12 protein-coding genes are annotated in these 13,038 nt (G+C 72.1%); 9 read left to right on the plus strand and 3 right to left on the minus strand.

The features are described 5' to 3' along the window. Positions 1-85 precede the first annotated feature (85 nt). Genes DMB66_RS03975 through DMB66_RS03990 form a run of 4 tightly spaced genes read left to right on the plus strand, consistent with a single transcriptional unit; the run spans position 86 to position 2,616 of the window. Complete coding sequence (locus DMB66_RS03975; protein WP_125802606.1) at positions 86-769, plus strand: helix-turn-helix domain-containing protein; 684 nt, start codon at positions 86-88, stop codon at positions 767-769. Continuing rightward, positions 766-1,422 carry an arsenate reductase ArsC gene (locus DMB66_RS65745; protein WP_125802607.1) on the plus strand — a complete coding sequence of 219 codons (657 nt, stop codon included), beginning with the start codon at positions 766-768 and terminating at the stop codon, positions 1,420-1,422. The genes DMB66_RS03975 and DMB66_RS65745 overlap by 4 nt, the downstream gene beginning before the upstream one ends. Before the next feature lie 34 nt (positions 1,423-1,456). Continuing rightward, complete coding sequence (locus DMB66_RS03985) at positions 1,457-2,215, plus strand: MIP/aquaporin family protein (RefSeq protein WP_125802608.1); 759 nt, start codon at positions 1,457-1,459, stop codon at positions 2,213-2,215. Then, entirely contained in the window at positions 2,212-2,616 is a 405-nt protein-coding gene (locus tag DMB66_RS03990) for an arsenate reductase ArsC (RefSeq protein WP_125802609.1), read from the plus strand. The genes DMB66_RS03985 and DMB66_RS03990 overlap by 4 nt, the downstream gene beginning before the upstream one ends. 1 nt (position 2,617) lies before the next feature. Here DMB66_RS03990 and DMB66_RS03995 read toward each other — a convergent pair whose 3' ends face one another. Together DMB66_RS03995 and DMB66_RS04000 are read right to left on the minus strand one after the other, a co-directional pair. Next, the gene (locus DMB66_RS03995) at positions 2,618-3,277 is read right to left on the minus strand and encodes a response regulator transcription factor (RefSeq protein ID WP_125802610.1); all 660 of its coding nucleotides are present in this window, start codon (positions 3,275-3,277) and stop codon (positions 2,618-2,620) included. Next, the gene (locus tag DMB66_RS04000) at positions 3,250-4,494 is read right to left on the minus strand and encodes a sensor histidine kinase (protein ID WP_125802611.1); all 1,245 of its coding nucleotides are present in this window, start codon (positions 4,492-4,494) and stop codon (positions 3,250-3,252) included. Before DMB66_RS04000 ends, DMB66_RS03995 begins: the two co-directional genes overlap by 28 nt. Positions 4,495-4,585: 91 nt before the next feature. Between DMB66_RS04000 and DMB66_RS04005 the strand changes: the two genes are divergently transcribed. Further along, positions 4,586-6,904 (plus strand): FtsX-like permease family protein, encoded by a 2,319-nt coding sequence (locus DMB66_RS04005; protein WP_125802612.1) that lies wholly within the window; start codon positions 4,586-4,588, stop codon positions 6,902-6,904. 433 nt (positions 6,905-7,337) lie between these two features. Here the strand turns inward: DMB66_RS04005 and DMB66_RS04010 are convergent, their stop codons facing one another. Then, positions 7,338-8,276, minus strand: coding sequence for an AraC family transcriptional regulator (locus DMB66_RS04010; protein WP_125802613.1), 939 nt, complete (start codon positions 8,274-8,276; stop codon positions 7,338-7,340). Between the two features lie 116 nt (positions 8,277-8,392). Between DMB66_RS04010 and DMB66_RS62400 the strand changes: the two genes are divergently transcribed. The 4 genes from DMB66_RS62400 (at position 8,393) to DMB66_RS04030 (ending at position 13,013) form a co-directional block, all read left to right on the plus strand. After that, positions 8,393-8,791 carry a hypothetical protein gene (locus tag DMB66_RS62400; RefSeq protein ID WP_199751898.1) on the plus strand — a complete coding sequence of 133 codons (399 nt, stop codon included), beginning with the start codon at positions 8,393-8,395 and terminating at the stop codon, positions 8,789-8,791. A 47-nt stretch (positions 8,792-8,838) separates the two neighbouring features. Beyond that, entirely contained in the window at positions 8,839-9,360 is a 522-nt protein-coding gene (locus DMB66_RS04020) for a nuclear transport factor 2 family protein (RefSeq protein ID WP_125802614.1), read from the plus strand. 121 nt (positions 9,361-9,481) lie between these two features. Further along, a complete protein-coding gene (locus DMB66_RS04025) occupies positions 9,482-10,627 on the plus strand; it encodes an L-dopachrome tautomerase-related protein (protein WP_125802615.1) in 1,146 nt (381 codons plus the stop codon). A gap of 223 nt (positions 10,628-10,850) precedes the next feature. After that, complete coding sequence (locus DMB66_RS04030) at positions 10,851-13,013, plus strand: MMPL family transporter (protein ID WP_125802616.1); 2,163 nt, start codon at positions 10,851-10,853, stop codon at positions 13,011-13,013. Positions 13,014-13,038: the final 25 nt, after the last annotated feature.

Consider the following 13,038-nt stretch of genomic DNA (forward strand, 5'->3'; position numbering starts at 1 on the left):
TGCCCGCCGCCGGGCCGGATGACCATCGGATGAACAGCCGTCCGGATCCTTGCGCCGACCAATAGCCTCAGTGATTATTGAGTCAATGGATACTGAGCGATTTTCCCTGCGGGAGCGGGCACGGATCCACGCCGCGCTCGGCGACCCGGCCCGGCTGGCGATCGTCGACGCGCTGAGCGTCGGTGACGCCTCGCCGGGTGAGATCGCCCGCGACCTGGCGATGCCGACCAACCTCGTCGCGCACCACGTCAAGGTCCTCGCCGAGGCCGGGCTGCTCGAACGCACCCGCTCCGAGGCCGACCGGCGCCGCACCTATCTGCGGCTGCGCCCCGGCACCCTCGCCCTGCTCGCGCCGCCCCGCCTGCCGGACCCGGCCCGGGTGGTGTTCGTGTGCACCCACAACTCGGCCCGCTCGCAGCTCGCCGCCGCCTTGTGGGCGGACCGCACCCACCGGCCCACCGCCTCGGCCGGCACCCGTCCGGCGCAGCGGGTGCACCCCCGGGCGGTGCGGGTCGCCCGCCGGCACGGGCTGCGGCTGAACGCGACCGGCACCGCGCACGTCAGCGACGTGGTCAACGACGACGACCTGGTCATCGCGGTCTGCGACAGCGCACACGAAGACCTGACCGCGACGGTGCGCCCGCGGCTGCACTGGTCCGTGGCCGATCCGGTACGCGCCGACACCGACGCGGCTTTCGAAGCCGCATACACCGACCTCGCCGGGCGCATCGACCGCCTCGCGCCCACTCTGACCGGAGAACAGTCATGACCGACACCACCGCCCACTGGCGTGCGGAAATGTCCATCGACCAAGCTCTCGCGCTGAAAACCGCAGCGGCCCGGCTCGCCGCCGAGTTCGACGGCACCTACGGGCCCGAGACCATCGAACGGTTCCTGCACACCAGCTACGACCAGTTCGCCACCATCGGCAGCATCCCGAACTTCCTGCCCCTGCTCGCGGAACGCTTCGCGCGGCAGCGGCTGCAGGCCCTGGCCCGCATCGAGGGTCACCAGCGCGACGGCAAGCCGGTCGTGTTGTTCCTGTGCACCCACAACGCCGGCCGCTCGCAGATGGCGCTGGGCTTCTTCAGCCACCTCGCCGGTGAGAACGCCATCGCCTGGTCCGGTGGCTCCGAGCCCGGCAATCAGATCAACACCGCCGCCGTCGCCGCCATGCGCGAGCGCGGCATCGACATCTCCGGCGAATACCCCAAGCCCTGGACCGACGAGGTCGTCCGGGCCGCCGACGTAGTGATCACCATGGGTTGCGGTGACGCCTGCCCGGTCTTCCCCGGCACCCGCTACGAGAACTGGGACCTCGACGACCCCGCCGGCCTGGCCGTCGCCGACGTACGGCCCATCCGCGACGAGCTCGAACGCCGCGTCCGCCGGCTCCTGGACGACCTGCACGTCCCCGCCTGACAATCCCCGTCCATCCCTGGGAGAACCCGCACTCATGAACCCTGTTGCGACCTGGCGGCGCCTGCTCGCCGAGTTCATCGGCACCGCGCTGCTGGTGACCGCCGTCGTCGGCTCCGGAATCATGGCGACCACCCTGTCGCCGGACGATGTCGGCCTGCAGCTCCTCGAAAACTCGGTCGCGACCGCGTTCGCGCTCGGCGCCCTGATCCTCACCTTCGGGCCGGTGTCCGGGGCACACTTCAACCCGGTCGTCTCCGCCGCCGACTGGTTCCTCGGCCGGGGCACCGGGACCGGCCTGACCGGCGCTCAGCTCGGCGGATACGCCCTGGCCCAGACCCTCGGCGCCGTCGCCGGTTCGGTGCTGGCGAACCTGATGTTCGACCTCGCCGCGGTGGACTTCTCCGGCAAGGACCGGTCCGCCGGGCACCTGTGGCTGGGTGAGGTCGTCGCCACCGCCGGGCTGATCCTGCTCATCTTCGCCCTGGCCCGGTCCGGCCGGGCCGCAGTCGCCCCGGCGGCGGTCGGCGCGTACATCGGCGCCGCGTACTGGTTCACCAGCAGCACCAGCTTCGCCAACCCGGCGGTGACGATCGGGCGGGCGTTCACCGACACCTTCGCCGGGATCGCCCCGGCCTCGGTGCCCGGCTTCATCGTCGCCCAGATCATCGGCCTCGCCGTCGGCACCGGGCTGCTGCTGGCCCTCTACCCGGGTGTGGGACAGGCGGCCGACGAGGTCGTCGTCGCTCACGACAGCACCGCCGCCATGGCACACGATAGGAGACACATCCGATGAGCAAGCCCAGCGTCCTGTTTGTCTGCGTGCACAACGCCGGCCGCTCTCAGATGGCCGCCGGCTGGCTGCGCCACCTCGCCGGAGACGCCGTCGAGGTCCGCTCGGCCGGCTCCGCACCCGGCAAGACGATCAACCCCGCCGCCGTCGAGGCCATGGCCGAGGTCGGCATCGACATCACCGGCCAGACCCCCAAGAAACTCGAATGGGAGACCGCCGAGAGCAGCGACGTCATCATCACGATGGGCTGCGGCGACGCCTGCCCGGTCTTCCCCGGGAAACGCTACGAGGACTGGAAGCTCGAGGACCCGGCCGGTAAGGGCGTCGAGGCGGTCCGCCCGATCCGCGACGAGATCAGGACCCGGATCGAGAAGCTGCTCGCCGACCTCGTGCCGGCCCCCTGAGTCAGCCGCGCAGATAGGCCAGGACCGCCAGCACCCGGCGGTGGTCCTGGTCGGCCTGCGGTAGGTCGAGCTTCTGCAGGATGGCGCGGATGTGCTTGGCCACCGCCGCCTCCGTGACCACCAGGCGGATGGCGATGGCCCCGTTCGAACGACCCTCCGCGATCAGCGCGAGCACCTCCCGCTCGCGCGGCGTCAGCGCGCCGAGCGGGTCGCGGCGCCGGCGCAGCAGCTGCCGCACCACCTCCTGGTCGACCACCGTGCCGCCCTCCGCGACGCGGTGCAGCGCCTCGACGAACTCCTCGACCCGGCCGATCCGGTCCTTGAGCAGATAGCCGACGCCGGTGCCGTCGCCCGAGCCCAGCAGGTGGGTGGCGTAGGTGGTTTCCACGTACTGGCTCAGCACCAGGATCGGCAGCGCGGGGTGCCGGCGGCGCAGCTCCCCCGCGGCGCGCAGTCCCTCGTCGGTGAGGCCCGGCGGCATCCGGACGTCGGTCACCACGATGTCGGGGCGGCCGGCCTCGACCGCCTCCCGCAGCGCCGCCGCGTCCCCGACCGCCGCGACCACCTCGTGACCGAACCGGGTCAGCAGCCCGGCCAGGCCCTCGCGGAGCAGGACGCTGTCCTCGGCCAGGACTATGCGCAGGGCGGCAGCGGCCGGCACGGGATCTCCACGGTCAGGACGGTCGGGCCGCCGGGCGGGCTGGACAGCGTCAGTGTGCCATCGACCACGGACACCCGGTCACCGAGCCGGACCAGCCCGGTGCCGCCGCCCGGGTCGGCGCCGCCGCGCCCGTCGTCGCGCACCCGGACGGTCAGGGTGCCGCCCGCGTAGCCGCCGCTGATCTCGGCGCGCTCCGCGCCGCTGTGCCGGGCCAGGTTGGACACGGCCTCGCAGACGACGAACCAGGCGGTCGACTCGATCGAGCCCGGAAAGCGCCGGGGCAGGTCGAGGCTGACGCCGACCGGGATCACCGAGCGGTCCGCGAGGTCGGCCAGCGCGGCGGGCAGGCCGAAGTCGGTCAGCACCGGCGGGTGGATGCCACGGATCAGCTCGCGCAGCTCGACCAGTGCCCGCTCGGCCTCGTCCTGGGCCCGGGCCAGCTGGGCGGTCAGCGGGCCGGCCGGCGCGTCGAGGCGGGCCAGCCCGAGCATCATGGTCAGCGCGATGAGCCGCTGCTGCGCGCCGTCGTGCAGGTCGCGCTCGATGCGGGCGCGCTCGGCCTCGAAGGCGTCGACCAGCCGGACGCGCGAGCGGGTCAGCTCGGTGATCCGCGCGTCCGGCGCGGTGATCAGGACCCGGGCCAGGGCGCCGCGGGCCCCGGCATAGACCGTCATCCCGTACGCGGCCACCGCGTACGCCGGCCCGGCGAGGGCGGCGACGGCCAGGGCGAGCGGCAACGAGGTGACCGGCCACTCCTTCAGCACGTTGACCTGTTCACCGTCCAGAGCCAGCAGGACCGGCGTCGCGAGCAGGGCCGGCGGCAGGGCGACGGTCAGCACCACCGCCAGCAGGTCGAACGGCCAGAGCAGGCCGGCCAGCAGCACCGCGTAGCCGAGCTCGCGCCAGGTGAGCGGCTCGGTGAACCGGGTGCCCAGCCAAGCCCGTAGACCCGGCCGCGTCGGCGGGCGATGCCCGTCCGGCGGCGGGCGGTCGTCGAGGAGCCGCAGCACCCGCCGTTCGGCCCGCGCGACCGGCAGGCCCAGCAGCGCGAAGCCCGGGAGGCCGAACACGACCAGGGCGCCGGCCGTCAGCAACAGCAGCGCGGCGATCAGGGTGCCAGCGCCGGCCAGCGCGCCGGCGAGCAGATAGCCGGCGGCGCGCCAAGGCCAGGCGGAGAGCAGAAAACGCCGGCTGCCCAGTGCCTGCCACACGCTCATCCAGCACACCGTAGACCGTAGTGCCAGCGCTACCGGGAAGACTCTCGCCCGGGAGACTGCGTGGCCGGGCCCGCGTCGGCAGGGTGGTGCGATGATCCTGATACTCGCCGGCCTGCGGACCCGCTGGGTGACGCTGATCGGCAGCTTCGTCGCCCTCGCGCTCGGCGTCGCCCTGCTGGCCACCATGGGCCTGGCCCTGGCGTCCACGGTGGATGCTCCCCCGCAGCACCCGGAGCGGTTGGCCGGGGCCCCGGTGGTCGTCCGCGGGCCGGACGAGCTGCGGGTCGGTGAGAAGACCCAGCCGCTCGCGAACTACCGCGGGGTGCCGGCCGAGGTGGCGGCCCGGCTCGCCGCGGCGGCGCCCACGGTCGCGGACCGCTCGTTCGAGGCCCGGGACGGCTTCACCGGCCACCCCTGGTCGGTGGCGGGCTACGGCGGCTACCGGCTCACGGCGGGCCGCGCCCCGGTGCGGCCCGGCGAGGTGGTGGTCGGTGGCCCACCGGCCCTGGTGGGGACCATCGTGCAGGGCCGCGAGGTGGTCGGGACCGTCCCGCCTACCGGGTACGAGCGGGCGATGTTCCTCACCGACGCGGAGGCGGCCCGGCTGTCGCCCCGGATCGACAACCTCGTCGTGGACGCCGCCGCCGCCGAGGTCCGGGCGGTGGTCGGGGCGGCCGTGGGGATCCAGGTGCTGACCGGTGACGGCCGGCGCCGGGCCGATCCCGACCCGGACCGCGACGCCGAGGCGCTGATGGCTGCCAACGCCCTGCTCGGCACGGCCGGCGGGGTGACCACGTTCGTCTCGGTATTCGTGGTCGCGTCCACGTTCGCCTTCGCGGTCGCCCAGCGCCGCCGGGAACTGGGTCTGCTGCGCACCGCCGGGGCCACGCCGGGCCAGGTGCGCCGGATGGTGCTCGCCGAGGCGGCGGTGGTCGGCGTCCTGGCGTCGGCGGCCGGCTGCGCGCTGGGTTCCCGGGCCGCGCCGCCGCTGGCCCGGATGCTGGTCGACGAGCGGCTGGCGCCCGCGTGGTTCGTGATCGGCGGGCACCGCTGGCCCTACCACGTGGCGTTCTGGACCGGGCTGCTGGTGGCGCTCGCCGGGGCGGCGACCGCGGCGGTGCGGGCCGGGCGGGTCGGGCCCCTGGAGGCGCTGCGGGAGGCCGCCGTCGACAGCCGGGCCATGCCGATAGGCCGCCGGATCGCCGGCGCGCTGGTGCTGGCGACCGGCCTGGGGTTGCTGGTCTGGCGCCTGATCGTCGAGCCCGGGGAGGCGCTGCACCGCAAGACGTACACCACGCAGCCGATGCTGCTGATCACGGCGATCGCGCTGCTGACGCCGGCCGTCGTCGGGCCGCTGGTCCGCGCGCTCCGGCTGCCCGGGGTGACCGGACCGCTGGTGCTGGCGAACGCCGCCGCCGGGCTGCGGCGCACCGCGGCGATCGCCGCGCCGGTGCTGATCACCGTGGCGCTGACCGGCTCCCTGCTCGGCGCGACGGCCACCATCAGCACGGCGAAGGCCACGGAACTGCGCGCGCGGACCGCCGCGGATCTGATCATCGAACGGCCGGACGCCGCCACGGTGGCGCGGGCCCGGGCCGTACCCGGCGCGACCGTCCTGACCAGCGCCCAGACGGCGGTCTATGTGCTGGAGGAGGGCACCGCCCTGATCCGCTCGCCGGCGCTGGCCGTGGACGCCGCCGCGCTGGCGTCGGTCCGGCGCCTGCCGGTGATCGCCGGCAGCCTCGCCGACCTGGACGACACCTCCATCGTGGTCAACGACGAATGGGCCGAGCACACCGTCGGCGCCGAGATCGACGTCTGGCTCGGTGACGGGACCCCGCGCACGCTGCGCATCGCGGCGGTCCTCGCGACCGGTACGGGCGACAACGGCGCGTACGTGACGCCGGCCAACGCGCCGGGTGCCGCGCCGGACCTGCTCGAAATGATCGTTGCGGGGCGGGCGCCGGCGGCCGGACTCGCGGGCGTCGGCCTGACCCGGGAACAATGGCTTGCCGGCCAGGCGCCGCGCACCGGCCGGGAGACCCGGGTGGGCTTTCTGGTGGTGCTCGGCATCGCCCTGCTCTACACGGCCATCGCGCTCGCGAACACCCTGGTCATGGCCACCACCGACCGGGTGCCGGAGTTCACGGCGCTGCGCCGGGCCGGCGCGACCCGCGGTCAGGTGCTCCGGCTGGTCGCCGCGGAGGCGCTGGCGGTGGTGGCGATCGGGGCGCTGCTGGGCGTGGCGGTCACCCTGCTGAATCTGGCGGGGATCTGGGCGGCGCTGGGGGCGCTGTCGGTGTGGTCTCCCCCGGTCGTGCCCTGGCGACCGCTGGCCACGACCGCACTGGCGTGCGCGGTCATCGCGGTGACAGCAGCCCTGGCGACCGCGTCCCGCCGCACAAGATGAGCGCACGAATGCCGTACAAAGGTCGGGTGGCCGGGAGGAGTCTCACCTCCCGGCTCCCTCAGATCCGGGCGTGACAGTCTCCCGTCACCCGGCTCCTGTCATCTCCGGTGGCCAGAAGTTGCGGGTCCATCGCCAGTGTGCGAACGGGTGAGGATGTCGTTTGGTGATCCTCTCCCAGCACGCTTTGGCTTTCTTGAACCCGCGTAGGGGTGGCCGGAAACGCAGGAACACCATGGGCGGTCGTCGCGGGCCGGCGCTCCCGGTCAGCGACATCCGGCTCTCGGTGTCACCGACATAACCAACGGGCCCACCGCAGTTTGGTGCGGCTCTCGTTTGCATGGGTCCTGCCGGTTTCATGAGGTCGGATGACGGGCAGTTCCGGGAACGCCGTTCGTGGCTATGTCCCGCCGGTCCGTACGGCGGCGTGTGTTCGTCACGGCTGGGTTGATGCGGTGCGGCGGTAGCGGCCGGGCGCAATGCCGTGTTCTCGGGAGAAGGCCCGGGAGAACGCGAACTCGGATTGGTATCCGACGCTTTGGGCGATGTGGCCGACCGGGTCGTCGGTGTCGCGTAGGAGGCGGGCGGCGTGGTCGATGCGTACTCGGGACAGGTAGGCCAGCGGGGTGGTGCCGACGATCGCTTTGAACCGGCGGGCGAATGCCGGGCGGGACATCGCGATGGTGTTGGCCAGGGTTTCCACTGTCCAGTCGCGGTGTGGCGCTTCGTGCATCAGTGACAGGGCTGGTCCGATGCGGGGGTCGCTCAGAGCCGTAAGCCAGGATGGTCCTGTCACCGCGGCCTGGTCGGCTCGCTCGATGCAGGCGCGGACAGCCAGCACAAACAGCACCTCGGTCAGCTTGGTGGCCACCGTAAGTGATCCGGCTCGTCCGCCCGTGGTCTCGGCGGCGATGATCCGGATGATCGACTGCAACTGCGGGTCGGCGCTCATGCCGGGAACGCAAACGACCTCGGGTAACGCCGACAGGATCGGATGCCCGCTGCTGTCGCCCGCGTAGGGGAACTTGCCGCGTACCACCCGGACGGTGGGCCCGTCGCCGCCGAGATCGACGACCCCTTCGCCCCCCGGGGGATGCGCGGCCTCCAGGTCCGCGAAAGGGACGGCGTCTGCCAGGGGTGCTCCGGTGAGCTGGTGCGCTGTGCCGCGTGGCAGCAGCACCACGTCTCCGGACACCAGTTGCATCGGTGGCATGTCGGCGGTGCGCAGCCAGCAGGCGCCCTCGGCGATGAGGTGGAAGCCCGCCGTGCCGAGCTGGTCCACCGCGCAGCCCCAGCTGGCGCCGGAGGAACGCAGTTGCGGGAGCAGCACGCCGCGGAAGCCGGTGGCGGCCAGTACATCGGCGAAGACATCCATGCCGGCACCCTAACGCTGAAAGAACCACCCGGATCAGTCCCTGAGAGTCTCAGACAAAATCTTGAGCCTTTCTGCCATGGACGCTCTCTGTCTCGTCTACCTAGCGTTAGTGGCGAATGGGAGGTGCCGGCACGGCACGTCGCCGTCGGCCCGCAAGGACGTCCCTGCCGGTCTACGCGGAGCAGCGGCGCATCTTCGACCGGCTGATGGTGGAGGGAGTCAAGAACGGCGACGACCCCGCGGTCGTTGCCAAGGCGATCGTCACCGCCGCGACCGACGCGAAAGCCGAGGCTGCGCTACGCCGCCGGTCCCATGGCCGGGCGCGCCAGGATCCTGGATCGCCTCGCTCCTGCCGGGATCTTCGACAGCCAGATCCGCAAGATGAACAACCTGGCCGGCTGGCAAGCCTGCCCCACAACCCACCGGAGCGTCACGTCCAGTGCGGTGTCGTCAGCAGGAAGCAACACCTCATTGCGCCATTCATGCCGGAAGAACTCAACCAGCTCTCCGGCTGACACCCGCCACCCACCACCCATCGCGCCGTTACTGCTGGGAGAGATCCATGGCCGACACCCCACACTCCGCCGCCATCACCGCCCCCGCCGCCACCGTCGAGCGCTGGCGGGATGCTGTGCAACATGGTGACGCCGACGCCGCGGTCGCCTGCCTGAGCCCGGACATCGTGCTCAGCTCGCCGCTCACCGACCAGTACCGCGTCCAGGGACCCCATCAGATGCACGACTTCCTGACCTCGGCGTTCACCGCGGTCAAAGGCATCCGCTTCCACACCCTGACCGGCCAGGGCAACTCCTACGCCGTGGCCTACCGGGCCAAGGTCGGATCCCAGCCGTTCGAGGAAGCGCAGCTGCTGCGCCTCGACGAGCAGGCACGCATCAACGAGATCACCCTCTTCGGGCGCCCGATGCCGGCGCTCACCGCCCTGATGATCACCCTCGGGCCGCAACTCGCCCGCCAGCAAGGACGCCGCGGCCTCGCCGCCCTCCTGCGCATCAGCTCCGCACCGGTCCACTCGATGGTCGGCTTCGGCGACCGCCGCATCGTCCCCCTGACCCGGCCCGCGTAGTTACGTTCCGACCCGGCCCCGAAGCCAAGCGCCCCCGGAAACGGCCGCCACCGGACACCGTCGAGGTGACCCGTGTGCCGCGCCATGCCCATTTGCCATTCGACCCAGCAGGAGATCTCGCATGAAACGACGTACGTTCCTGGGCGCGGCGACCGCGTCGCTGGCCGCAACCCCACTCGCCGGCCCGGCGTTCGCCGCCGGCTCGACCGCCGGCTGCTACACGGTCGTCGCCCGCCTCTGGGGCGCTATGCCGACCGGTGTCACCGTCTCGCACCACGGCCGTATCTTCGTCAACTTTCCCCGCTGGGGCGACGACGTGCCGTTCACCGTCGCCGAACTGCGGGACGGCGAGCCGGTGGCCTATCCGAACGTCGAGGTGAACCGCGAGGACGCCGCCGACCTGGCCGGGCACCTGCAGTCGGTGCAGAGCGTCGTAGTCGACCCGGCCGACCGGCTGTGGATCCTGGACACCGGAAGCCCGCTGTTCGCCGGCTCCTCCTACGGCGGCCCGAAACTCGTAGTGGTGGACCTGCGCACCAACCGGATCGTACGGAAGATCCTCTTCCCGCCCGAGGTGGTGCCGGCCAACAGCTACGTCAACGACGTGCGCTTCGACCTGCGGCGCGGCGCCAAGGGCATGGCGTTCATCACCGACTCGGGCGGCCCGAACGGCATCATCGTGGTCGACCTCGCCACCGCCCGCTGCTGGCGGCGACTGGCCGGGCATCCCTCGGTGCTCGCCGACCCGGACTTCGTACCGATCGTCGACGGCCGGCCCTTCATGGTGCGCCCCGCGGGCGGCGAGCCCACCCCCTACGCGGTCGGCTCCGACGGCATCGCGCTCAGCGCCGACGGTAGGCACCTCTACTACTGCCCGCTGTCCAGCCGCCGGCTGCACCGCGTGGCCACCGACGCCCTCGCCGACCCGCACGCCACCGACGCCGAAGTCGCGGCGACCGTCGAGAACCTCGGGTTCAAACCGATGGCCGACGGCCTCGAGAGCGACGACAAAGGCCGCCTCTACGGCGGCGACCTCGAGCACAACGCCATCTGGCGCAGAAACCCGGACGGCAGCTACCGGACGATCGCCCAGGGCACCGACCTGAACTGGATCGACACCCTCTCGGTCGCCTCGGACCGGCACCTGTACGCCACCGCCAACCAACTCGACCGGCTGCCGCCCTTCCATGAAGGCCAGGACCTGCGCCGCAAGCCGTATCTCCTGGTCCGCCTCCCGATCGACGCCGGGCCCGTCCGGCTCGGGTGATCTCTCCAGTTCGCGTCACCTGGCTGACTGGTCGCTGTCCCGGTGCGCACTCCGGCCGTGCCGGCGGACAACCTCGACCAAGGCGTTGACCCGCACCCAGCCGACCACCCACCGCTCTCAAGCTCCCGGCGCAGCCGGCTGAGCACCCCTGCGTCCAGGCCGTGCTCGCTCGACGAGCCGTGAGAAATGTGCCCGTTTCGAGGAACCAGTGGGAGTTACCGCGATGGAACGCCTTGCCCGAACCGTGCTCCGAGCCCGATGGGTGGTGATCGTCGCCTGGCTCGGCGCGCTCGTCGCAGGCGGGTTCGCCGCCGCGGCGGTCCCGGACCGGCTCACCTACGACTCTTCCCTTCCAGGTCAGGAGGGATACGAGACCAGCGTCAAGCTGCAGGAGGCGTACGGGACGACGTACTTCCCGGCCGCCGTTCCGGTCCTGACCGCGCCCGAGGGCCAGACGATCGAGCAGCACCGCGACGACGTCACCGCCGTCACGAACGAACTGCGAAAGATCCCCGGCGTCCGGGTGATCGACTACGGCACGACCGGCGACCCCACGTTCCTCACCGACGACGGCCGGTCCACGTTCGCGTTCGTCTACGGCCCGCAGCCCCGGGGCCTCGGGGACGCCGTCGGGCCGGCGGTGGCGCAGACGGTCAAGGCTGCCGCGGCGCAGCACGGGCTCGAAGGGTCGGTCACCGGCTACGTGCAGCTCAGCGAGGGCAGCGAGGAGTCCGCAGGACCGAGCGTGCTCACGGAGACGCTCCTCGGCGCCGCCGGTGCCCTCGTCGTGCTGATCTTCGTGTTCGCCTCGTTCCTCGCCCTCGTGCCGATGCTCATCGCGGCCGTCTCGATCCTCACGACGTTCCTGATCGTGCTCGGGCTGACGTCGTTCACCGACGTGGCCTTCGTCGTCCAGTTCCTCATCTCGCTGATCGGGCTCGGTGTCGCGATCGACTACTCGCTGCTCGTCGTCACCCGCTGGCGGGAGGAACGCGCACACGGCGCCAGCAACGACGACGCGATCGTCACCGCGGTGAAGACCGCCGGGCACGCGGTCCTCGCGTCAGGCGTCACCGTCGCGATCAGCCTGCTCGCGCTCATCGTCGTCCCGGTGCCGCTGCTGCGCAGCGCGGGCTTCGGCGGCATGCTCATCCCGGTCATCAGTGTCGCCGTCGTCCTCACCCTGCTGCCGGCGCTACTCAAGATCGCCCCGGGGATCGACTACCCGCGGATCCGCAGGGAGGACAAAGCCTCCCCCTTCTGGTCGGCCTGGGCCGGTGGCGTCGTCCGGTTCCGCTGGCTCGCGGTCGGCGTGGCGCTCGCCGCTATGGCGCTGGTGATCGCGCCGGTGTTCGGTATGCAGTTCGGCCAGGCCAGCTCCTCGTCGCTCGCCAGGAACGGCCAGGCGGTCGACACCCTTCACCGGCTGCGGGACGGCGGTGTCGGGACCGGTGTGATCACGCCGATCAAGGTGCTGGTCAAAGGCGGCGACCCGGCGGCTTTCGTCGAGGCGGCCGAGCAGGTGGATGGCGTGCGCGCGGCGGTCGCCTGGCCGCCGGGGCGCGACGGCGCCGTCGACGTCGAGGTGATCCCGGACGCCGAGACCGTGGACAACACCAGCGTCGCCACCGTGACCGCCGTCCGCGAGGCGGTGAAGGACCTGCCCGGCTACGACGGCGTCGCCGGCTCCGGTGCCGACGTCCTCGACTACGACGCCGCGGTCTACGACAGGTTCCCGCTCGTCCTGGCGCTGATCGCGATCGTGACGTTCATCCTGCTGGTGCGGACGTTCCGCTCGCTGCTGCTCCCGCTCAAGGCCGTGCTGCTCAACCTGGTCAGCCTCGCCGCCGTGTTCGGCTTCGCCACCTGGTTCTGGCAGGAGGGTAACGGCTCCGAGGCGATCTTCGGGATCAGCGAGACCGGCGCGATGACGGTCTGGCTGCCGGTGCTTATCTTCTCCTTCCTCTTCGGCCTCTCGATGGACTACGAGGTCTTCATCCTCGCCCGCATGCGCGAGGAGTACGACCGCACCGGCACCACGTCGATCGCCGTGCGGGAGGGCCTCGGGCGCACCGGCCGGCTCGTGACGGCGGCCGCGCTGATCCTGTTCTTCGCGTTCGCCGCCCTGGCCGGGGTCCCGTCCACTGACATCAAGGTGATGGCGACCGCGCTCGGCGCCGGCATCGTGCTCGACGCCACCGTGATCCGAGCCCTGCTGGTCCCCGCCCTGGTATCGCTGTTCGGCCGCTGGAACTGGTGGCTGCCGGCGACCATCGCCAAGATCCTGCGGGTGGAGCCCTCCCCGCTCGCCCCCCGCGACGCCGAGCGGCTGGCGCTCGCCGGCGGATACCCGGAGCCGGAGCACGAGACGATCCGCACCCGTTGACCCCAGCCGGGGTGCCGACTCACCC

This window comes from Actinoplanes sp. ATCC 53533, from assembly GCF_003947245.1.